The following is a 21570-nucleotide window of genomic DNA, read 5'->3' on the forward strand; positions in this document are numbered from 1 at the left end:
CTTATTCTCCTTAACGTCTATCTATTTGGCAATCTTCTTAATACGTGTTGTAGCGCCATTCAAGTTATAACATTCTGCATAGTCGCGAATAGGACGTTTGATGTGATCGACTACATATCGCTGACCGTCAATGTTATGTTCTTTCAAATTGACATACATCTTTTCGATTTCTACTTTCACTTCTTCATCATTAAAAGTGTAGTGTCCTGCAATGTCCAAAATTTCTGCTTGAAGTTCTGCATCGTTTTGCTCCATAATTTGATCAACAGTTAGTTCTTTTTGTTCACCAACCATCCATTTTCTCCAACGTTCACTCTTAATGGCATGTTCAAGCAAAACATCACGAGTGTTTGAAGCATCACTAACTAACCCATACTCAACTAATTTTGATTCCACCGCAGCTAGATTTAAATAAGCACGAGTTTCTTCAGTTCCATATTGTGGGGCAACATTCGTAGCTGTAATTGATGAAGGAATGTGTTCCAATAAGGTAACATCGTCTAGATAATCACCATTATGTTCTTTCAAGCCTACACCATATTCTTTTGCCATTTCAGCTAAGTCGAAAGCATTTTTAAAGTTGAAAGTACCCACTTGTTCAGTCTTACGTGTTAGAGTTCCAGTTTGACCAACGATAAAGGTTGGCATAGGTAAGCCACGCTTTTCCAACTCTTCCTTAAGTTTTAAAATAAAAGTTTCATATGTTTCTGTTGATGTCAGTCCACCATTTGTTTCTTCAGTACCAACTTCATATCCAATTTCCGGTAGATTACGAACTTTCCGTTCGTTTTCGCAGAACTCAATTAAATCAACTGTACGTTCTAAAACAGTATCCAGAGGGATAACCTTACCTACTTCAAATGGGTCTTTTGTTGGGTCAATCATTAATAAATCAAAACCAGCATCGATATCAGCTACGTATGATTTTTTTCCTAATTCCATTGCTTTTTCAGTTGGTAGATGGTCGTTCCGTTCCTTATCTCGTTGCCAAGGGCCACCATGATCACGACATAAATAATAAAGATTATCATATCCAATTTCTTCCGCCACTTCCTCGACCGCTTTTGCAAAAGTAAACTGATTCCACCCATTAACGTATCCGCCACCTAACTCATCAGCATCTACTTGGTTACGACTTGCAATAAACATTACAGGATAGTCATCGTCCTTTGATAACTCAAGGGTAGCCTGAACACAATTTTTTGACATAGGTCCGATTCCAAGTAATGTAGCGCTTTCACCTGTTGCCTGTAGGTTCAACAATCCTTCTACAACTGTTTTTATTGGTAATTTTTTCATTTTGTTGACATCTCCATTTCTTTTTTGATTAATTGATCTTTATCACACTTTAAGTATAAGATGGATATGAGTACATGAATATTACATTTCTTTGCAACAAGTCTATGATTAAAAATGTAGACTTGTTGCAATCTTTTTAAGTTCATTCCTAATAAGTTAGAAAGTATAGTAATCTCCTTATATGAAAAAAATTGAAATATTTGTCATAAAAAAAGTGAGAGCCTTAGATAAATGCAGGCTCTCACTTTTATTCTTAATTTAATAACGATTATTTTGCTACTTCGATTTCCTCGGATGTTTCTTTCTTACTTTCCTTACTTGTTTCATCAACTAAGCTTGGTTTAGTAAAGTGTAAAATTGTTGCAGAAACGACCGCACCAACAATTATAGAAAGTGCGTACCATAATTTACCATTTACTACTGGTAGAATGATAAATCCTCCGTGAGGCACAAGAGCTTCCACTCCCGTAGCCATTCCCATTGCACCACCAACTGCACTCCCAATAATAATTGCTGGCAACACTCTCTTAATGTCTTTAGCGGCAAATGGAATAGCTCCTTCAGTGATACCAATAAGTGACATAAAGAATGCTGAGATTCCAAGATCTTTATCTTCTGCCGTATATTTTTTACGATCTACAAAAGTTGAAATTGCTAAAGCTAATGGTGGAATTGCGCAAGCAATACGGTGAGCGCCATTTGGTCCATATACACCTTCCGCCATCAATGCTAGAGTAAATGCAGTAGCTGTTTTGTTGATCGGACCTCCCATATCGATTGCTGTCATAGCCCCAATAATTAATCCTAAAACAAGAGCACTTCCACCTTGCATTTGACCTAGAACTTGTACTAACCAATCCATTGCAGCACCAATTGGTACAGCGATGATATAAATATAGAACATCCCTAAAACAAATGTTGTAACTACTGGAACTATTAGAATAGGCATGATGGTCCGAATTGTAGAAGGTACTTTCCAAGTTTTGCACCAACGAACGAAATAGCCCGCTGCTACCCCCATAATCATGGCTCCCAAGAAACCTGTTTTAACTTGTCCTTCTCCAATTGGATTGTTTGCAACAAATCCTAAAATCATTCCAGGAACTAATCCTGGTTTACCTGCAAGTGAATTAGCAATATAGCCCGATAATAGCGGAATCATCATTGCAAAACCTGCGGCTCCAAGATCATTCAAGTTTTGCATAAATGGACTCGTGATCTCCATTCCTGTATCTGTCGCTTTACCTGTAGCTAGAGCAACGGCTAAGAAAATACCACCAACTACCACCGAAGGCAACATGAAAGAAACCCCAGTATTAAAGGCCTTTTGTAGGTCTTTAACAAATTTTTTGTCTTTTTTCATTTTTGAACTCTCCTTTTAAAGCTTTTCAGCCTGATCAATGTACTTTGCGGGATCTTTAATGATATCTCCTGGTTCAACGCTTAATGATTTTCCGATATCAATTTTTTCTTCGAATCTATCTGCATCTTCCACGTCAATAGCAACGGCAAGAATAAGTACATCAGCTTGATCAATAACATCTTGTTCTAATTCATTTTCAATCCCCATACTTCCTTGCGTTTCAACTTGAACTTCATATCCTCGTTTTTTACACTCTTTTTCAATTGCTTCTTGGGCCATATAAGTATGTGCTATTCCTGTCGGACATGCGGTTACTGCTACTACTTTCATTTATATTTCCTCCTTAAATTTCAATAGAACTTAATTGTTCGTAGATTTTATTTTTGTCATTTTCACTCAATAATTTTTCTCTGAAGCTTTCATCCAAAAGTTTTTTGCTCAACTGCGAAATAAATTTTAGATGCATTGTTCCTTCGCCTTTTTTTGGAACACCTATCAGAAACACTAGACGCACCATCTCTTCATTTTCTTTAGTCCATTTAAAGGCCTTATTCACTCTTAAAAAGGCGATGAATGGGCTTGAAACTGATTCCGTTTTGCCATGAGGAATTGCAATGTCATATCCAATTGCAGTAGGTACCTCTTGCTCTCTTTTTTTTACAGCTTCATACAAACTATCCGAATCTTCTACATATCCTACGAATTCAGCTGTTTCAACAATGTGTTGAATAACATCATCCTGATTACCTAAATCACTATCTAAAAAGATTAAATCAGTCGTGATGACTCCTCGTTCACTTTCCATTACTTTTACCATATTTACTCACTCCCAAGTTTTCTGTACAACTCTTCATCTGAAGTAACTTCACGTAGTTGTTTTAATTGATCACCATTATCGATGATTTTATAAATGTCCGATAGAATATTTCTTGTTTGAAATGTATCCTTCTTCGAAATGCAGATTAGAAATATAATATCTACATAGTACTTATTCCATTTAAACTTTTTTTTATTTCTTACCACAACAATTATTGTCTCATTCACATAGGTTGAATTTCCATGAGGAACTGCTGTCCCTGAAGGTAAATCTGTTCCACCTAATTCTTCACGTTCTTGAACGGTCTCAACAAATTCTCGAGCAACAAATTTTTCATGAACCAATTGTTCTCCAATCTGATCGATAAGTTCTTCTTTTGATGAGAAATTAGTATTTACGTACACAAAACTCTGATTTACAAATTTCATTAGATGATGATACCTAAATGTATCAAAATTTTTTTTAACATCATCCGGAAAATACTTTGAGCTTTTGATTTTTTCAATATCCTGATTAGTAAGAAATGGGGATACTAAAACAACTTCCTTCGTGGGTATCTCTATCTTAATGGTAGAAATAATTAAATCATAATCATCTGGATTAATCTGTCCCAATTCAGGTACTGAGGCAACTTCAAATGTATCTAAAGAAGGAATAACATTTTTTATTCGATTAATTAACAGTTCTGAAGTAGCTATACCCATTTGACATACAATCAAAATTTTTCTATTCATCCTAGCTCTTTCGATTGCGGCCTGAAAATACATAGTCAAAAACGCGATTTCGTCTTCATTAAAAATAATACCTAACTGTTGTTCATACTCACTCAAAACTACCCAAATAACATTGAAGGTCAGAGAAAACTCATTCTTAATTTGTGATGTAAATGGATTTTCAGTTTTATTATTCGACTTTAGTCTGTAAATCATCGGAGGAATATGATTCTTTAATTGTTCTTCAAGTTTTTGATCGCTAGAGAAATTGATATTTAGTGATTCAGAAACCTTGGAGAGTAATTGCTCAACTATCTCTTCATCTATTTCATCATCCGGTAATGGCTCAAATCGATTAGAGACTAATTGAAGAGATAAGTAGTTCACATCTTCGTTTGTATAGGTCAGTTGCAATCTCATTGCTGCCTTATGCAACATTCTTACTGCGCTTTCCTCAAAGAAATTATTGCTCTCATATGAACTCAATTTTAGATTTTCTTCAATATGATGACCTTTTGTTATCCTGAAAACAAGGATGATGAAAATGCTCAAAATATTTTGTACATAATAATCAGAAATAGCATTTACGTTCTCTCTAATATAGGTATACATGATATTTGAACAGACATTAATTAAAGTTTCCCCGTAGTAATGATTTAGAAGTTTGATTTTCTCGGAAAAATCATCCTCAAGATATATTTCAGAGTTACTAAGCAGATACCGATTAAATTGCAAAAATGCTTTCTGAAAATCTTCTTCTGTTCCAATAAGTGAGGTCCCACGTATATCACTAGATAATTTGATACCTGAACCAACCTTCAGAATTTTCATGATTAACTCAAAATCTTTTATAATCGAAGTTTTGCTAACCATAAAGATTTCTGACAAATGATTGAAGCTTAATAGCTCTTCCCCAAAAAGTAACATGTTTAATATTTCAATTCTTCGATTCAAAGTATTGTATACATCACTTCCTTTGTCTTCTCTTTTAGTCACACCTGCTTCTTTCAGTTTTTTAAGAGCTATACCAACTCCACGTTTCTTATCAAGGTACTCTCCTGAACTTTGGAGATAATCCTCAATTATCGACAATTCCATATGCGTAGTTCGTTTAGAAACACCTAACTTGCTTGCAAAATACTCCACAGTCTTAAAGTCATTTTCTTGCGCTAAAAACTCCAATAATTCTTTTTGTCTTTTTGTAAGCATAGTGACACACTTCCTAACTATCTGATAAAGGCCTTTATGTTTGATAGCGTTATCATGATCATGACCTTATTATAGATGGGGTGGTAATTATTGAATATTACATTTCTCTGCAACAAGTGTCTTCATCCTTTTGTTCACTTGTTGCAAAAGCCGTAAAAAATATCTTCATTTCTGCTGCGGCTAACTGAAAAACCAAAAATTTATTCTAACGCTACAATAAAATCATATAAAAAAGCTTAACTATATCAGTGAATTAAGTAATTTTCGAATCTTGTGTTTTTTCCATATAGACTTCCAATAAAGGGATAACATTTTATCCTTTTGTAGATTGATTATCAAAGATAGTTGTCATTATATCTCTTTCCGATTTCATAATCCCTATATACTATTTTAAGAAATGCAATTCATTCAAGCAACGTCAATCGTTAAAAGATGGTCATTAAAGTTTTTTATCTCGCTACGATAATTTCTTTCACTGAATCATTGGTGTTAAAGCATTCGCAAAAAAGATCAAAAATTTGATGAAGTTAACTGAACTTTTCGACACCCATTAATACTTTAAAAATGAGAGACACTAACATTGATGTTCAAAAAAAGACCCAACCAAACACACGCTGGTTGAGCCATACCTATATTTTTATTTATATACGTGCTGATTGGTATTTATGATCAGCTTGGGAATCTTAGAGAGAAATAGCCTTGAAAATCTTCAAATAAAAGATCGGAAAATGTCAGTATGGTTACATTCATTTACAGATTGGTTACCTATATCTATTTTCCGAATTTTGTTGTCCTATTATTATTAATGGGTAATTTGGATAACTTCTTTCTGACAGCTTGTACTATCAACGTATTTTCTCTAAGTTATCGTTAAATAAATTATGAGAGTAGTCTTTAATCTTTGTCCGGATCAGTGATCTTTTATTTGTTTACTGGAGATAACTCTGCTTCAATGCTTTCTGCAATACTGTGGATATAGAACAAATGCAAGGCTTCAGCTGTCATAAAATCATCAGTATTCACAGGAATAAGTAAATCTGCCATTTCATTTAACTTACCTCCACCTTTTCTGGTGAAGACAACTACTTTCATTTTTTGTTCCTTAGCAACCTTTGCAGCTTCAATAACATTTACTGAGTTCCCACTGATACTGAACGCCCAAAGCACATCTCCTTCTCGACCTAAAGCTCGTACCTGTTTAGAATAAACATGATCAAACCCATAGTCATTTGATAAAGCCGTTAAAACAGATATGTCCGCAGTTAATGCGATTGCCGGATAACCTTCACGATCCCAATTTTTCATATGCCCAATAAAATCATTTGTAATATGCGAAGCGGTTGACGCACTTCCCCCATTCCCGCATAGTAAAAGTTTATTTCCATTACGGAAGGCATCGCCAGTTAACTTGATGCAATCTTCTGCTGATTGAAAATATTCCGGACCAGCTGTATTCATAGCATCTTTCAACATATCAAAATTCTTTTCAAAAATCGTTTGACTCATTTCACATTTTCCTCCTTATGCGACTAAACCAAATAGTTTGCCGATATAATATATCAATAGGCCAATAATAGAGAAGTCCGTGTCAGCGAACGTTGTCCCCACAAAGCCAAGTGATCCAAAAACAGGGAAAAGCCAAGAACATAACATATTGTTTAAAACACCAGCAAATAGAGCTCCAAAAAATGCGCCTCTTCTGCCCCCAGTAGCATTACCAAAAACGGCCGCAGTCCCTCCCATAAAGAAACTGTGAAGTAACGTTGGAACAATAACAGTCATTCCGAGCGGAATAAACAGAAAGAACGCGATTAACTGTCCAATTGTATATCCAAAAAATCCAACCAACACCGCGTTAGGTGCAAAGGTGAATACCGCTGGACAATCTAGTGCTGGTATTGCTTCTGGAACAATTTTTTCAGCAATTCCCTTAAAAGCTGGTACTAACTCAGCTAGAATCATTCGAACACCTGTCAAAATTACTGTCACACCGGCACTAAAGATGAATCCTTGGATAAACGCCCAAACCACCATGTTTGTATCACCAGAAAACTTACTAACAAAACCTGAACCTGCAAATGCGCAGGAAACTACTGTCACTAGGAAAACACCAATCCCCATCAATAATACAGGTTCACGGAAGAAGCTCATCCATTCTGGAAATTCCATTTTTTCAGTGGAAGTTTCCTCTGGATCACCACCAAGAAATTTCCCAATGAACCCTGAAAAAACATAACTTGTCGTAGCCCAATGTCCCATGGCAATTGTATCCCCGCCAGTAATTTTTCTCATAAATGGCATTGAGATTGCTGGCATTACTACACTTAATAATCCAATCAGAACTGTTCCTATTAAAATAACCACCATTTCGGATAGTCCTAATGCACTTAACATTACGGCGCACAAGGCTGCCATAAAAATCGTGTGGTGACCGCTTAAGAAAACAAATTTCAACTTAGTAAAACGTGCCAAAAGCATATTGAAAATTAGGCCAAAGAAGGCTATTAATGCCATTTGCGTCCCGAACTTTTCCGAGGCAATTGCACTGATTGCTTCATTTACAGGAATGACACCATGAATATTAAAAGCCTTCATCATGATTTCATTTAGTGGATTTAGCATGCCACTAATGATATTTGCGCCCTGTCCCATAACCAAGAATCCTAAAAAAGTCTTTAATGTTCCTGTCATTACTCTTTCGAAAGGCGCTTTTTGTGCAACTAAACCGATAAAGCTCATAAGGGCAACCAAAACTGCTGCTTGGCTAATTAAAGATGTTAAAATATTAAGAATAAAATCCATTTAAATCCCCCCTCCATTTTTCTTACAAACCATCAATTATTTTTTTTAATTCTTCACGGATATAGTTGCTATCTGCATAGTTGACTACTTCAATCATTGGTACGTTCATATCTGACAACTGTTTACAAAAACTTTCAGATGAAACAACGATATCTGCTCCTGATCCTCTTGCTGTTGATGTATCGACGACTTCAACTTGAACATGATCGACATCTAACCCTTTTAAGGCCGATTCAACACTCATTCGTAAAATTAGGCTACTACCTAATCCCATCGCACATACACAAATAATTTTCATCTTCCTCACCTACCTCATCTTTTTATTTGAATTACTTAATAGAATAGGCCTATCCTATGTCAAATCCTTTTATGGATTAAATACCTGTAAAACTTCCTCAATTCTATTAGCATTAATAATTTTTTGTATGTCTTCTGGATTAGAGAGTAATTGCGACACTTTTTTTAGTAAATCTAGATGTGACTCATTGCTTGAAGCCGCTAAACAAATTACCAACTGCACTGGGTTATTGGGAGATTCTAAAAAATTTATTGGATTCGCTAAAGTCACCAAACTGATGCTCATTTTTTTGACCCCTGATTGACTGTCTGCATGCGGCATCGCTACACCTGGCGTTAAAACAAAATAGGGACCATTTTTCAACATGTTATCGATCATTGCTTGAATGTAGCCTTCCTCAATAAAATCATTTTTGAGTAATAATTTCCCACCAACCGTGATGGCTTGTTGCCAGGTTTTAACTTCTGCTTTTAAACAGATCGTTTCTTCACTAATCAAACTCAACACCTCATCCATTTTGATTTACATTATCCAAAGTACATTATCTTTTTTGGTTTCTATGACTTATCCCATTTTGTATATCAAAAATAAATTGATCATAATTTTGATGCTTAATAAGTCTTTTAACCCCTGCATTTGTTATTAAGCTGGTATAAAGATTTTTTATAATCCTTTCCCACACTTCGTATTTCTTCTTTGGAATATTCAAAAGAAAAATCACTTGCACTTTTTGCTTACCCCATATAATTGGTTTCTTCAGGATCATGATTGATACAGCAAAATTCTCAATGTCATCCAACATTGCGTGCGGAATAGCAAGTAGTCCCCCCATTTCAGTCGTTGAAATTTCTTCTCTCCTAAAAACAGACTCTTTTACGGAAGCATCCATATATTCTCGTTTAATCATAGAATCTGTCATGTAGTTTAGAACTTCATCTTTATTTTTGAAATCTTGTTGAGTAAAAAACAATTCCCTTTTGAAAATATCCCCATAATTAATGGCATCAGTTTTATTGTTTTCTACAATTAAATCTGTTAGTTCGTTGAAGTCTTCATCATTTGGAAATAGGCTGATTTTTTTAATTTTCTCTGTTTTATTTTTGGGCAAATCAACAGTGGTTAAAATCAAATCCACCTCATCCAGCATCTTCTCACTAACCTGTTGAGCCGGGCATGTCTGAACGATATCTATAAAATCTCCGTATTTCCTAAGTAATTTTTCTTTTAGAAGAAGAGCCATTGCAACGCCAGCTATACACACCAAAACAACTTTCTTCTTTTTTTTACTTTCATTTCTCGATAGATTATGTTCCCCGTTCAATCCTTTTCTTTCTAAGGAGGCTCCAAAATGCATAGTCAAAAAGCCAATCTCAGCCTCACCTGGAGTCAATGCATAATCTTCTTCAATTATTCTTCCAGCTATTGCCGCTAGTTCAAAAGCCAATGGATACGAATTCTTTAAAACATCTAAGAATTCATTACGAATATTCATTTCAAATCGAAGTCTTTGTAAAGCAGCAGTGAGGTGTAATGCTAAGCCATTAACCAACTGCAAATCATCTGATAGATCAATCTGCATACTTTCGTTTATTTGAGCTAATATTTTTATTACAACTTCCTTGTAGGCATAATCGTCATTGAGATCTTCGATTAAGAAACGTTGGCTCGCTATTAAATGCTGAGTTAAGTATAGAACCTCATCGCTCAATGAATAATCTGTTTCTCTACCTATCAAATCAATGATATTAAGTGCACAATGATACTCATTTGTATTTTTCAACATTTCAATATCTTTATCTGAATAATTAACATGTTGCTTCCTTTCACTTCTTTTCAGCATAATTAACGTATGGACAACCAAATTATTAAAAGCGATGTCTGTGAGTTTAATGTCATAGTTAATAATTGCCTTGGTGAGGATATTCTTCACACCCTCAGTATTTTTCTTACTAAAGACATCTTCGTAAAAATATTGCTCATCTTTTATTTTCGTCTCTTGATTATTAAAAACATACTGAGAAATACAAAATCGAATTCGTGCTTCCTCCCCCACAATATGTAATCCTTTTTTTTGTGTCTCACTAATCTTGAGATCATATTCTTTAAGTATTTTTTCGATGGTTCGCAGGTCCTTCCGAAATGTTGAATCGCTAACAAACAATTGTTCTTCTAATGAGTAGGAATCCAATTTCTCTGTTTGGTCCAACGAATGAAGTAACAGTTGTGACGTTATGTACCAAATTCGCTCGTTGGCATCAGACGGAATAATGTTCTTCAAATTCCTGAATTTTTCAGTGGCTTTAACCTCTTCAAAGAAATCCTCGAACCTTTCTTCATCTGAAATCATTAATGTATAACCTAACCCTATCTCAGAAGTGATAACTGCCCCAAAATCCTCTAGAATATCGTTAATCTCCTTAATATCATTTCTTATCGTTCGAGTTGTCACACCCAAATTCAACGCAAGTTCTTTTCCACTAACTAGAGTTTTTTTCTCAAGGAAGAAATAAATAATTTCAATCCAACGCTTGTTATAGTTTCTCATCACTAACTCACCTCCTTGATACAACTTAAGTATAGTTTCGTAAACTCTAAAAAAATAGCTACACAATTTCCGCTTAAAGCGGAAATCAAATAGAACCCCCTAGTTTCAGACTTCAACAAGATATTATTTATTAGAAATGAAATAACTATTGTACTATTGTTTTCCACTACTTTTATCTCCTTATAAAGTTCTTTTTTAATCTATTCTTCTATACTACTATACATGGGATTGATAATTGTCATTCGTTTTAAATAACACAAATTATGAAGGAAAAACAAAAAAAGACTCAATCAACCAAAGTTCATTGAGTCACATGCATATGAATTTTTTTAAAACTATAATAGGTTTTGAACCTCTATTAATAATCCATCATAATCAACGGAAGAAAAATCAGACACATCAATTTCTATCAGTTTTCCTAACGCAAATTCTCCGTATCCTCTAGTGGTGCAACGAGAGATAAATTCTTCATAGGTTAATAAATTATCAGCTTCTTCATGACTAACCTCTGACGTGTTTACATGATATCTCTTCAATATGTGCCCCAAATGACGAGTTGTGTCCAAATCACGAAGCTTTTGTCTCTCAAATAAAATGTCTAAATCAGCGATTAAGCGAATCGTAATAACTTGTACTCGATACTTCTCAGAAACTGTCTCAATCTTACTTTTCTGCTTTTCGCTAAAAGGGTAATCAGAGATTAAACTAATCCCGTTTTTAAACTCCTCTTCCATTATTTGATAGTATTCGTCCCAGCTTTTTTGGATAAGCATTTCCTTCTCGTCAAAGTTATCAAAACCAGATTGATCCCAATGTTTTTCTTTTAAATCATCTGGTGATAGCATTTGAAATGCTGGAAACTTCTCTACAATTTGGTTCATCAAGTAGGATTTTCCAGTTCCAGGATAACCGGCTAATAAAATTAAGGATTGCTTCACTCTAACACACTCCTTTAGATTGTAAGTTCGATTTCCAGATGGTATTTATCTGCCAAATAATACGTATCAACATACTCTCTAGGCACATCGTTTACATCAAAGGATATCCGCTTAATATGCAGCAATGGTTCACCTACATTGACTTTCAGCAATTTAGCAATTTCTTCTTCAGCTACAATAGCAAAAATTTCTTGTGTCGCATAAGACCATTGTATGTTATATGTTTTGTCTAAGTAGACCCTTAGTGATTCCTCTGAGAAATCCCGATTCAACATCTCTGGAACATATTCTTTTTCGAAATAATTTATTTCTAGATAGTAGGGTTCTGTATCGCCAACTCGTACTCTCTTCAAACATATAACTGGCGTGTTCAAATTAAGGCTAAGTGCATCTGAAATTTCAGATGGCGCATCAATCACGCCAAACTCAATAACTTTTTTTTGTGCTATAACATCAGTCATATCCCTTTTCCGTGAATACCTTGCTACATGTTGAGGTGAATGTTTTGGATGTGTTGAGATGACTACGGTTCCAAGACCTCGTTGCTTTTTAACAAAACCATCATTGGCAAGCATCTCCATCGACCTTCTGGCAGTTGATCGACTAACTTGATATACTTCCATCAATTCACTTTCAGAAGGAATACACTCACCCACAGCATAAGTGCCGTTGATAATCCCTTGAAACAAACGATCATATAACTGATAGTAAAGTTGCTCTCTACCATTAAAATCTAGCGAAATCATCTTTGTTACATCCTCCTTACATCCTTAATCCATCCATTCGCCACCTGCAAGATTAATCGATTGTCCTGTCAGGTAACTTGATTTGTCTGTTAATAAATAAACTGCTGCATTAATCACATCTTGCATATCAACTAGACGGTGCATCGGAATATTCCCTTTGAAATAATCCATCACTTCTTCTGGATCAATATTACGTTTTTTTGCATACTCATGCTTCAGCTTTTCCCACATTTCTGTGTAAACGATTCCTGGACAAATAGAGTTAACTCGAATATTCTTATCTGCAAATTCTTTTGCTATCGATTGAGTTAGCCCTTGTACACCAAACTTACTTGCACAGTAAATCGTCTGCCAAGAACTGGCCTTTTTACCAGATAGAGATGACATATTCAAAATTTCTCCACCGCCATGCTCTAACATCCGTTCGATCGCAATCTGACAAGTTAAAAACGTTGCCTTCAAATTGACGTCCATTGTCAAATCCCACAGCTCTTCACTGCTTTCCAAGAAAGGAACCATTTTCGACACACCTGCTGAATTGACTAAGGTAGTTAATGGACCGTACGTTGATTCAACATCAGCAACTGCATCTTTGATAGCTGCTTTGGATGTGACATCCACTTTATAGTAAGCAGCGCTCTCGCCGATATCATTAACAAGCTTTTGCCCTTTTTCTTCATTCAAATCAAAGACAGCAACTTTGGCTCCTCTTGTCACGAAATCCTTCGCCATAGCCGCCCCCATACCGCTGCTACCGCCAGTAATGACGATTACTTTTCCATTCATTTTATCCATATTTCGTTAGCACCCCTAGTTTAAATATTTGTCGACCCCGACTGGCTTATCCTGTGGCATTACTTGAATAAACACATTTACTTTCTTATCAAGTAAAGCTTGAAACTGTTGATTTTCTTCTTTACTAGTAGAAATATTCTTGTACAAAACACTGCGATCAGTTCTTGTTCCCATTCCACCGACATCGACCTCATCAATTTGAATGCCGTTATCAACTAAATGATTCAATACATCGGGCCCCTTCACCAAAAGAATTGTCGGTTCATCTAAACCTTGGCTAAAGAATTGAACACCTTCCTCTTTAGTGAAAATCCCGATCGCAATTTCTTCGGGAATTGCCATTTCTAAAACCTCAATCATATATTCATCATTAGCCGTTCCATCATCTACAATTACTACTTGATTGGCACCTTTATTTTTGATCCAAGCAGTCATCACCTGTCCATGGATCAAACGGTCATCAATTCTTGTTAATACTAAGTTTTGCACGTTGCTTTCTCTCCCCTCTACCAAATACTTTACTTTGAATTCCAACACTGTCTTTTGATGTTGCTTTTTCAATTAGTGAATCTAATGTATCCCCATCTGACCTTCCCAATGCAAGAGATAACAGCATCGGCATATTCATTCCTGAAACCAAACCAATCTTAAACTCTTTCGATAAATACGCAGCACTTTGAAATGGCGTTCCACCTGCAATATCCGATAAAATAATAAAACCGCTCTCTTTATCTTCATATTTTGTTAAAACGCCGGCTAGTTTTTCCCGATAGCTTTCTGGTGCTTCTCCTGGAATCAAAGGTACAGCCGTCACTCCAAAAGTGTCGCCGGCAATCATTTTCAAACTGCTTAAAAGGCCAACGCAGAAATCGCCATGACTAATTATTACTAGATTTACCACTTACTCACCCCGTTCATTTTTTATCCAGCGTATCCTAAAATACCTAAGTAATAAGCTAAAATGCCTACTGCAAAAATTGCAATGATGATATACAGAGTATTAATTTTTTTCTTCAACATCCACCAAACCAATAATGTTAAACCTAATGGAATTAATCCCGGTGCCAAAGAATCTAATACATCTTGAATCTTTGTAGTACCTTGCCCAACTTTTATAGCCAATGGTGTATTTACGGCCACCCGGGTAGCTGCCATTGCACCGACGACCATCAATCCGACGATACTAAAAGAGTTAATAATGCGATCAATCGTACCGTTTTTTAAGATCTTCAATAACGATGTTTTACCTTGCTTATATCCTGTCATAAACATAAAGTAACCGCAACCAAAAATTAACGCTTCAAAAACAACAAATGATAAAATCGGGCCTAAAAAACTTCCTTCTAGAGCAAGTGAACATCCAATACCAAATAAAATTGGGAATAAGATTCCTTGCATCACAGTATCACCGATACCAGCAACCGGACCCATCAATCCTGTCCGAACAGCATTAATATCTTTTGCTTCGATGTCCTCGCCATTTGCACGAGCTTCTTCCATTGAACAAGCAATCCCGTTAATAATTGGCCCAATCGTGAATACTTCCGAATTATAGAAGACCATATATTTTTTCAATTCTTCAGCCTGTTTTTCGTTTGTATCATATAATTCACGAATCGGTGTAATCATTAGGTTCGCAGCGCCTAATGCCTGCAAACGTTCGTAGTTATAACAAGATTCTGTACTTGTTGTCCATAACCATGTCTTTACCAAGGTACTTTTAGATAATTTTTTCGTATACTCAACCACTGGAGCTGCTGTAGTTTGTATTTCTGGATTAACAACTTCAACTGCGTCTATTTTTTTGTTAACAGAAAGACGTTTGACTTTTTTCTTTTCTACCTTCTCTGTACCCTTATTACTGCTATTCAAGTACATTACAAGAGCAATAATTGCAGAGAATATCGAAATCGCTGTCATTCCCAGACCTGAATAAACAGTTAAGAAAAATCCACCAAAGAACCAAGGAATGAGATTTCTTTTACCCAAATAATTCAATAGCATTGCAATCCCTAGCGCTGGCATAATTCCACCAACTACCTCTAGAGCACTGATTACGTGCTTTGGTACCATGTCAATCAATTGCTGAGCCCAACTACTTCCAGAATAAACTAATAAGAATGCTGGAATCCCGTATAAAATAAAAGCCATACAAGCAGATGGGACGAAGTTCATTAATCGAACCCCTCGGAGATTACCTTTTTCAAGCAATTTATCCGCTCGATGAATCCATGCTGCGTTGACTGTCATGTAGACTTGGTTCAATAACAATCCCAACATACTAAATGGAATCGCAAATGTTACCGCCATTTTAGCATCGGCACCAGATAGAATGGTCATTGCTGTTCCGAATACGCCAGCAACAATCGTGTTACTTGGCATCGTTCCACCAGCTGATATCCAACCTAAGTAAATCAACTGGATATTCGCCCCTGCCATCATACCTAACATAGGATCGCCCATAAAGACACCGACCAAAGTACCTGTTGTTAACGGATAAACTAAACATTTTGTTACAGGACCAAAAAACCACCATTGACCCATCGTTGCTAAAATTGCAACCAAAACTGCTGATATAACCATTTTATTTCCTCCCTAATGTTCTTTACTTAAATAAACCATCACTTTTCCTTTTCGTGAATAATTGAGTGCGCTCAATTCGCCACCAATTTCTTCTAAGCTAAGTTCAGCACTAATAATTTTTTTCGTATCAATTAGTCCGCTCTCCAAAAGCTTGACCGCTCTTTCAGAAGTATGCGGATTTAAAAATGACGTAAATATACCCAACTCTTTAGTGTACGCTTCAAATTGGTTAAAAGAGATTGGTTCCTCAGGATCACCAAGACCAAACAACAAGACCTTTCCATTTTTTCCAGCGATTTTTATCGCTTGCTCCATCGTTTGCTTCAACCCAATACATTCAACGACATAATCAATATTCTTTTCTTGAGAAATTGCTTCAATTTCTTGATCGGTAACCGCTAATGAAGCACCTAGCTCTATAGCAAGCTTTCTTTTTTCCTCTTCGCGTTCTATTACTATGATCTCACCAGCTCCAGTGAACTTGATTAACTGAAGCATCAAAGAGCCAATTGCCCCCATACCATACATTGCTACCGTCTTTCCGCTTTCAATCTGAATCAAATCTAGCCCATGAACAGCACAAGACAGTGGTTCAGTAAAAGCAGCGGTTTCCAAATCTAGCTTATCCGAGATGTGATAAACATTTTGTTCTGGAGGATAGACATATTCAGAAAAACCCTTCGCCACTCCATGTCTAGTAAGACAGAAATTGGGAAACCCTTGCTGGCACCACGTACATTTGCCACAGCCATAGCTGGGATCGCATGCTACGCGATCACCAGGTTTAAAATACTCACAGTCTGGACCAACAGCTACCACCGTGCCAGAGCATTCATGCCCTAAAATAATTGGTGGAACAACTACACTAGCACCGTTTTTCCCTTGAAATTTATGGACATCTGTTCCACATAATCCACACCAGGCAACTCGAATCTTCACTTCATCTTTTTCAGGTTCTCTTTCAGGGATATCCCTAACTTCATAGGTATAATCCCCAACATAATATCCTGCTTTCATAGCTAACTCCTTTAATCATTAAGATTTTTGAATAAGCTGATTTTTCGCTCGACGATTTCTTCAATAGTTGTTAAGCATGGAACCACATTATCACGATTTGAGATGTTTTCTTTATGCGCTTCGTAGCATTCTTTTGATTTCCGGTTCCATCTTACTAACAACTCAGTCCCTACATTGAACTTGCGAATACCAAGATCAATTACTTTTTTCACATCATCGTCTTTTACTCCGGTTCCTCCATGAATGACCAATGGAATATCCACAGCCGCTTTGATTTGTTCTAAACGTTCGAAGCTGATATCTGTTTTTGACATGTATTGACCATGATTGGTTCCAATAGCAACTGCTAAAGCATCGATCCCGGTCTCAGCAACAAATTGCACGGCATCTTTCGGATCGGTGTAGAAAACTTCATCTTGGCTTACTACGATACCATCTTCTGTTCCGCCAACCGTTCCTAATTCCGCTTCAACACTTACGCCAAAATCCTTTGCAAAGTTAACAACTTGTTTAGTCCCAAGAATGTTTTCTTTAAAAGCAAAAGACGAGCCATCGAACATGACTGAGCTGTAACCTGCTCGAATCGCTTTTCGAATTTCGCCAAAGTCTTTCGCATGATCCAAATGCAACGCTACATTTACGCCATATTCTTCAGCCATTGATTTACAAACAGCCACTAGATTTCTGTGCCCTACATAGTTCGCTGTACCACAGCTGGTTTGAATAATTACCGGCGTTTTTTGCTTACCTGCTGCTTTGATGATCGCTGGCAGCATTTCTAAGTTGTGGGTATTGAAAGCCCCGATCGCCATATTAAGTTGGTCCGCATCCTGCAATACTTCTTTTAAAGTTACGTACATGTTCATTTCCTCCTAAGCATTATCCGAATCCCTAACAAAGATGGCCATCTTTTTCTATATTTTTTGAAATATAAAAATGTTAGAATATACGTATGTTTGATTCACCCTCATCATATAATGAGAAACTATCGAAATCTAGGCGATTCCTTGGAAAACCCTTACAACTTTTTAAGGATTTTGGGAAATCTTGAAAATCCATTCATGATAAACTATGAGAGAATAAGATACGAGGAGGAAGGAAAATGATAATAGATATTGAAAAAAAAGTGTATCAAAACTTATCTGAATCAGAGGCAAAAGTAGTCGATTTTATCAATAAAAATGAACAACTAGTTCCTGATCTCTCCATTACCAAAATTGCAAAAAGAACCTTTACTTCCTCTGCAACCGTTTCACGGACTATTCAAAAATGTGGATTTTCCGGCATCAATGAACTCCGTTATAAAATTTCTCATCAAAGTGAATCAAAAGAATCTGCAAATGCTCCTTATGTGGTGAACAAGATCTTAGCCAAATCATTCAGAGAATGTACCGAAACGATTGATGCTATTTGCTCATCCGATATTTATCAAACAATTGAGTATATCAAATCAGCAAATCGGATTTTTATTTGCGCACGAGGTTTTACAGCAATGATTGCAGATGAGTTTCAGATGTATCTCCAGTTATTGGGCTATAATGCTATCATTGTCAAAGACGTAAAGTGGATGGAGAAATTTCACAAAATTATTACTTCTAAGGATACTTTAATCATTCTCTCGCTTAGAAACAGTACCCCTGAGCTAGCAGATGTGGCAAAAACCTCTCATGATTGTGGCTCAAAAGTAGTAACTATTTGCTGCAAATCACCAACGGATTTAGAAAAATATTCAGATATAACTTTGATTGGGCATACGGAGAAAATCATGGAAGCTAGTGAATTGATGGTTTACTCAAGAATTCCTTTGTTAATTATCACTCGAACAATAATTGAGTATATAGGGCTATGATCCTTTCTAAAAACCAAATTTTATAGCCCCTTACTTTCCAATCTTACGTTTTGTGTTCCCTTTCAAAAAAATGAATTCATCATTTTATATCAATCTATGATAAAAAAATGCAAAGCTAATTTTTTAGCTTTGCATCATTATTTTTAATTAAAGAATTTCCTTGAACATTTCAATCGTCGCTTCTTTTGTTGGCATATATGGATTTGCTCCAGCACAAGCATCTAGTAGAGAATTTTCTGCTAATTTTTCCAGATCGACTTCGTTCACACCTAATTCAGATAATTTTTCTGGAATGCCTACTTCTTTTGATAATGCTTTAATTTGATCAATTACGTAATCCGCGCATTCCTGATCCGATTTCCCTTCTATATTCAAGCCAATCACTTCTGCGATTCGACGGAAACGCTCTGGGACCACCTTGGCATTTTCCCGTTCTACAATTGGTAACAACATAGCATTACAAACACCGTGAGGAAGATCGTATAGGCCACCTAATTGGTGAGCCATTGCGTGAACATAGCCCAAACCTGCATTATTAAAGGCCATACCTGCTAAAAAGATTGCATAAACCATATTTTCACGTGCGTCTAGATTATGACCGTCTTTTACAGCAGTAGAAAGATTTTCAAAAATTAGTTTTACAGCAGCTTCCGCCATCACATCCGTTACTTGATATGCACCAGGAGTAACTAAAGCTTCGATCGAATGAGTCAATGCGTCAATCCCTGTCGCGGCGGTTAGATCGGCTGGTTTATCAACCATTAATTCTGGATCATTGACTGACATTGTAGCTAAACTATTTTTATCGATCATGATCATTTTTACGCCACGAGCTTCATCTGTAATTACATAATTGATCGTGATTTCAGCGGAAGTTCCTGCTGTTGTATTTACTGCAACAACCGGCATCGCTTTTTTAGTTGTTTTATGCATTCCTTCGTAATCTTGCATCTTGCCACCATTGGTAGCTAAGATGGCGATTCCACTTGCAGCATCCTGTGGTGATCCTCCACCAAGGGAAATAATAAAATCACAACCATTTCCCTTCAGCAAAGATAAGCCTTCTTCCACATTTCCAACTGTTGGATTAGGTTTTACATTGTCAAAAACAACATATTCAACACCAATATCCTCTAAAGGTTTGGTAACCTTTGGTAGTATTGCACTGCCACTTAGGAACTTATCAGTCACAAGCAAAGCTTTTTTAAATCCTAAATTTTTAATGTGTTCTCCGACATTATTAATACAACCTCTACCCATAATATTCGTTGATGGTACATAAAAAACGTGTTCTGCCATGTTATTGCCTCCTATTTTAAGTTGTTTTTACTTAAATATTCTGTAAGAAAAACTGCTGTAACAGCAGTTTCTCAACTATTCTAAATTAGCGTGTCTTGGGAACATCGTATCAGTTGTTTCATCAACAAGTTCCATCAATGCCATAATCATCGCATCATAGATCAAAAAGCTTAACTGTTCATAAGATGATCCCATCGGTTGAACAGATTTACCTACTAAGTCTTCATCTTCAACTTTTGGTGAAGCACCTGGAAGGACAAATTTAACATCTGCCATTTGACCAATTGTTGAATCAGGGTTAATGGTATTTAGAGCGATCTTAACCCCATTTTTCTTCGCTTTCTCAGCCATTGCAACTAAACTTTGAGTTTCTCCTGACCCTGAACCTATAATCAATAAGTCTCCCTCATGTGCACTAGTGGTGGTAATGTCGCCAACCACGCTTACATCAAAACCTAAATGCATCATTCTATTTGAGAAAGCTCGAATCGCTAGTCCAGAACGACCAGCTCCAGCTACAAAGATTTTTTTTGCTTTTGGGATTAGTTCAACAAACTCATTCAATTGAACTCCATCAACTTTTTGTAAGTTAATGGACAATTCTTTTAGAATCATTTCGGTATTTTTTTTCACATTTACCATGGCTAATTTCCCTTCTTCAATGCTTCAGAAATTCTCTTAGCTTCTAAAACTGGATCTTCCGCATTTAGGATTCCACTACCAACAATAACGATATCTGGATTTAAGGCTAAGTAATCATAGATTGTATGACTGCTGATTCCGCCCGCTACTGCAACTTTCACTTTTTTCACATGTTTTTTCATTTCAGCTAAGTCTTCTAACGGTGTACGACCAGCCGCCTGTTGATCCGCTCCAGTATGAACAGCAATCACATCAACTCCTAGGCTTTCAACGACAGGAACCCGAGTTGCTAAATCATCTACACAAATCATATCTACCATGATTTGTCGATTTTGTTTTTTTGCTTCTTCCACACAACCTTTGATCGTTAAATCATCGGTAACCCCCAGAACAGTCACATATTCCGCACCAGCATCAAAAGCCAGTTCGGACTCATATGCACCGGCATCCATGATCTTCGCATCACATAAAACTTCTAAGTGTGGAAATTTTGCTTTAATCTGACGTACAGCCTCACGACCAGCATCAATCACAAACGGTGTTCCTACTTCTACGATATCTACATACTCTGCTAAATCCTCAAGTTGTACTAAAGCTTGTTCCAAATTTAATTCGTCAATTGCCAATTGTAATTTCATCAATAAACCTCACCCTT

22 protein-coding genes are annotated in these 21570 nt (G+C 36.3%); 1 reads left to right on the top strand and 21 read right to left on the bottom strand.

Annotated features, from left to right (window positions below; genetic code table 11):
• Positions 1-21 precede the first annotated feature (21 nt).
• From IGI52_RS08085 to IGI52_RS08170, 18 genes are all read right to left on the bottom strand, one after another.
• On the bottom strand, positions 22-1299 hold the full coding sequence (locus tag IGI52_RS08085; RefSeq protein ID WP_438780984.1) for a class II D-tagatose-bisphosphate aldolase non-catalytic subunit: 1278 nt from the start codon (positions 1297-1299) through the stop codon (positions 22-24).
• Between the two features lie 268 nt (positions 1300-1567).
• On the bottom strand, positions 1568-2662 hold the full coding sequence (locus tag IGI52_RS08090; protein WP_396002994.1) for a PTS fructose transporter subunit IIC: 1095 nt from the start codon (positions 2660-2662) through the stop codon (positions 1568-1570).
• 15 nt (positions 2663-2677) lie between these two features.
• Positions 2678-2992 carry a PTS fructose transporter subunit IIB gene (locus tag IGI52_RS08095; RefSeq protein WP_396002995.1) on the bottom strand — a complete coding sequence of 105 codons (315 nt, stop codon included), beginning with the start codon at positions 2990-2992 and terminating at the stop codon, positions 2678-2680.
• 13 nt (positions 2993-3005) lie between these two features.
• Positions 3006-3479: a PTS sugar transporter subunit IIA gene (locus IGI52_RS08100; RefSeq protein ID WP_396002996.1), complete on the bottom strand. Its 474-nt coding sequence runs from the start codon at positions 3477-3479 to the stop codon at positions 3006-3008.
• 2 nt (positions 3480-3481) lie between these two features.
• The gene (locus IGI52_RS08105; protein WP_438780986.1) at positions 3482-5401 is read right to left on the bottom strand and encodes a BglG family transcription antiterminator; all 1920 of its coding nucleotides are present in this window, start codon (positions 5399-5401) and stop codon (positions 3482-3484) included.
• 921 nt (positions 5402-6322) lie between these two features.
• Positions 6323-6907, bottom strand: a complete 585-nt coding sequence (locus tag IGI52_RS08110) for an SIS domain-containing protein (protein ID WP_396002998.1) — start codon at positions 6905-6907, stop codon at positions 6323-6325.
• Positions 6908-6922: 15 nt separating this feature from the next.
• Complete coding sequence (locus tag IGI52_RS08115; protein WP_396002999.1) at positions 6923-8203, bottom strand: PTS ascorbate transporter subunit IIC; 1281 nt, start codon at positions 8201-8203, stop codon at positions 6923-6925.
• A 22-nt stretch (positions 8204-8225) separates the two neighbouring features.
• Complete coding sequence (locus tag IGI52_RS08120) at positions 8226-8501, bottom strand: PTS sugar transporter subunit IIB (protein WP_396003000.1); 276 nt, start codon at positions 8499-8501, stop codon at positions 8226-8228.
• A gap of 69 nt (positions 8502-8570) precedes the next feature.
• The gene (locus IGI52_RS08125; protein ID WP_438780987.1) at positions 8571-8999 is read right to left on the bottom strand and encodes a PTS sugar transporter subunit IIA; all 429 of its coding nucleotides are present in this window, start codon (positions 8997-8999) and stop codon (positions 8571-8573) included.
• A gap of 43 nt (positions 9000-9042) precedes the next feature.
• Positions 9043-11046: a BglG family transcription antiterminator gene (locus tag IGI52_RS08130; RefSeq protein ID WP_396003002.1), complete on the bottom strand. Its 2004-nt coding sequence runs from the start codon at positions 11044-11046 to the stop codon at positions 9043-9045.
• A gap of 335 nt (positions 11047-11381) precedes the next feature.
• Entirely contained in the window at positions 11382-11984 is a 603-nt protein-coding gene (locus tag IGI52_RS08135; protein WP_438780988.1) for an AAA family ATPase, read from the bottom strand.
• 14 nt (positions 11985-11998) lie between these two features.
• Positions 11999-12730, bottom strand: coding sequence for a GntR family transcriptional regulator (locus tag IGI52_RS08140; RefSeq protein WP_438780990.1), 732 nt, complete (start codon positions 12728-12730; stop codon positions 11999-12001).
• A 24-nt stretch (positions 12731-12754) separates the two neighbouring features.
• On the bottom strand, positions 12755-13516 hold the full coding sequence (locus IGI52_RS08145) for an SDR family NAD(P)-dependent oxidoreductase (RefSeq protein WP_438782237.1): 762 nt from the start codon (positions 13514-13516) through the stop codon (positions 12755-12757).
• A 24-nt stretch (positions 13517-13540) separates the two neighbouring features.
• On the bottom strand, positions 13541-14014 hold the full coding sequence (locus IGI52_RS08150; RefSeq protein WP_396003005.1) for a PTS system mannose/fructose/N-acetylgalactosamine-transporter subunit IIB: 474 nt from the start codon (positions 14012-14014) through the stop codon (positions 13541-13543).
• Positions 13986-14426, bottom strand: coding sequence for a PTS sugar transporter subunit IIA (locus IGI52_RS08155; RefSeq protein WP_438780991.1), 441 nt, complete (start codon positions 14424-14426; stop codon positions 13986-13988). Before IGI52_RS08155 ends, IGI52_RS08150 begins: the two co-directional genes overlap by 29 nt.
• 20 nt (positions 14427-14446) lie before the next feature.
• On the bottom strand, positions 14447-16108 hold the full coding sequence (locus tag IGI52_RS08160) for a PTS system mannose/fructose/sorbose family transporter subunit IID (protein WP_396003007.1): 1662 nt from the start codon (positions 16106-16108) through the stop codon (positions 14447-14449).
• Between the two features lie 12 nt (positions 16109-16120).
• Positions 16121-17125, bottom strand: a complete 1005-nt coding sequence (locus IGI52_RS08165; protein WP_438780992.1) for a zinc-dependent alcohol dehydrogenase family protein — start codon at positions 17123-17125, stop codon at positions 16121-16123.
• 11 nt (positions 17126-17136) lie between these two features.
• A complete protein-coding gene (locus IGI52_RS08170; RefSeq protein WP_438780993.1) occupies positions 17137-17985 on the bottom strand; it encodes a class II fructose-bisphosphate aldolase in 849 nt (282 codons plus the stop codon).
• Positions 17986-18227: 242 nt separating this feature from the next.
• On the opposite strand from IGI52_RS08170, the gene IGI52_RS08175 reads away from it, so the two are divergent.
• Positions 18228-18974 carry a MurR/RpiR family transcriptional regulator gene (locus IGI52_RS08175; RefSeq protein ID WP_438780995.1) on the top strand — a complete coding sequence of 249 codons (747 nt, stop codon included), beginning with the start codon at positions 18228-18230 and terminating at the stop codon, positions 18972-18974.
• A gap of 147 nt (positions 18975-19121) precedes the next feature.
• Here IGI52_RS08175 and IGI52_RS08180 read toward each other — a convergent pair whose 3' ends face one another.
• From IGI52_RS08180 to hxlA, 3 genes are all read right to left on the bottom strand, one after another.
• A complete protein-coding gene (locus IGI52_RS08180) occupies positions 19122-20273 on the bottom strand; it encodes an iron-containing alcohol dehydrogenase (RefSeq protein ID WP_438780996.1) in 1152 nt (383 codons plus the stop codon).
• Positions 20274-20348: 75 nt separating this feature from the next.
• The gene (hxlB, locus tag IGI52_RS08185; protein WP_438780998.1) at positions 20349-20915 is read right to left on the bottom strand and encodes a 6-phospho-3-hexuloisomerase; all 567 of its coding nucleotides are present in this window, start codon (positions 20913-20915) and stop codon (positions 20349-20351) included.
• Between the two features lie 2 nt (positions 20916-20917).
• The gene (gene hxlA, locus IGI52_RS08190) at positions 20918-21553 is read right to left on the bottom strand and encodes a 3-hexulose-6-phosphate synthase (protein WP_438780999.1); all 636 of its coding nucleotides are present in this window, start codon (positions 21551-21553) and stop codon (positions 20918-20920) included.
• Positions 21554-21570 lie beyond the last annotated feature (17 nt).

This window comes from Enterococcus sp. DIV0187 (assembly GCF_051713785.1).
GTDB classification, from domain to species: domain Bacteria; phylum Bacillota; class Bacilli; order Lactobacillales; family Enterococcaceae; genus Enterococcus_A; species Enterococcus_A avium.

What these genes read in the sequence shown, in the direction of transcription:
- hxlA (WP_438780999.1), bottom strand. Translation starts at nt 21,553, where the DNA reads ATGAAATTACAATTGGCAATTGACGAATTAAATTTGGAACAAGCTTTA.
- hxlB (WP_438780998.1), bottom strand. Translation starts at nt 20,915, where the DNA reads ATGGTAAATGTGAAAAAAAATACCGAAATGATTCTAAAAGAATTGTCC.
- IGI52_RS08160 (WP_396003007.1), bottom strand. Translation starts at nt 16,108, where the DNA reads ATGGTTATATCAGCAGTTTTGGTTGCAATTTTAGCAACGATGGGTCAA.
- IGI52_RS08110 (WP_396002998.1), bottom strand. Translation starts at nt 6,907, where the DNA reads ATGAGTCAAACGATTTTTGAAAAGAATTTTGATATGTTGAAAGATGCT.
- IGI52_RS08130 (WP_396003002.1), bottom strand. Translation starts at nt 11,046, where the DNA reads ATGAGAAACTATAACAAGCGTTGGATTGAAATTATTTATTTCTTCCTT.
- IGI52_RS08090 (WP_396002994.1), bottom strand. Translation starts at nt 2,662, where the DNA reads ATGAAAAAAGACAAAAAATTTGTTAAAGACCTACAAAAGGCCTTTAAT.
- IGI52_RS08115 (WP_396002999.1), bottom strand. Translation starts at nt 8,203, where the DNA reads ATGGATTTTATTCTTAATATTTTAACATCTTTAATTAGCCAAGCAGCA.
- IGI52_RS08140 (WP_438780990.1), bottom strand. Translation starts at nt 12,730, where the DNA reads ATGATTTCGCTAGATTTTAATGGTAGAGAGCAACTTTACTATCAGTTA.
- IGI52_RS08105 (WP_438780986.1), bottom strand. Translation starts at nt 5,401, where the DNA reads ATGCTTACAAAAAGACAAAAAGAATTATTGGAGTTTTTAGCGCAAGAA.
- IGI52_RS08180 (WP_438780996.1), bottom strand. Translation starts at nt 20,273, where the DNA reads ATGGCAGAACACGTTTTTTATGTACCATCAACGAATATTATGGGTAGA.
- IGI52_RS08175 (WP_438780995.1), top strand. Translation starts at nt 18,228, where the DNA reads ATGATAATAGATATTGAAAAAAAAGTGTATCAAAACTTATCTGAATCA.
- IGI52_RS08100 (WP_396002996.1), bottom strand. Translation starts at nt 3,479, where the DNA reads ATGGTAAAAGTAATGGAAAGTGAACGAGGAGTCATCACGACTGATTTA.
- IGI52_RS08170 (WP_438780993.1), bottom strand. Translation starts at nt 17,985, where the DNA reads ATGTACGTAACTTTAAAAGAAGTATTGCAGGATGCGGACCAACTTAAT.
- IGI52_RS08085 (WP_438780984.1), bottom strand. Translation starts at nt 1,299, where the DNA reads ATGAAAAAATTACCAATAAAAACAGTTGTAGAAGGATTGTTGAACCTA.
- IGI52_RS08165 (WP_438780992.1), bottom strand. Translation starts at nt 17,125, where the DNA reads ATGAAAGCAGGATATTATGTTGGGGATTATACCTATGAAGTTAGGGAT.
- IGI52_RS08095 (WP_396002995.1), bottom strand. Translation starts at nt 2,992, where the DNA reads ATGAAAGTAGTAGCAGTAACCGCATGTCCGACAGGAATAGCACATACT.
- IGI52_RS08120 (WP_396003000.1), bottom strand. Translation starts at nt 8,501, where the DNA reads ATGAAAATTATTTGTGTATGTGCGATGGGATTAGGTAGTAGCCTAATT.
- IGI52_RS08145 (WP_438782237.1), bottom strand. Translation starts at nt 13,516, where the DNA reads ATGAATGGAAAAGTAATCGTCATTACTGGCGGTAGCAGCGGTATGGGG.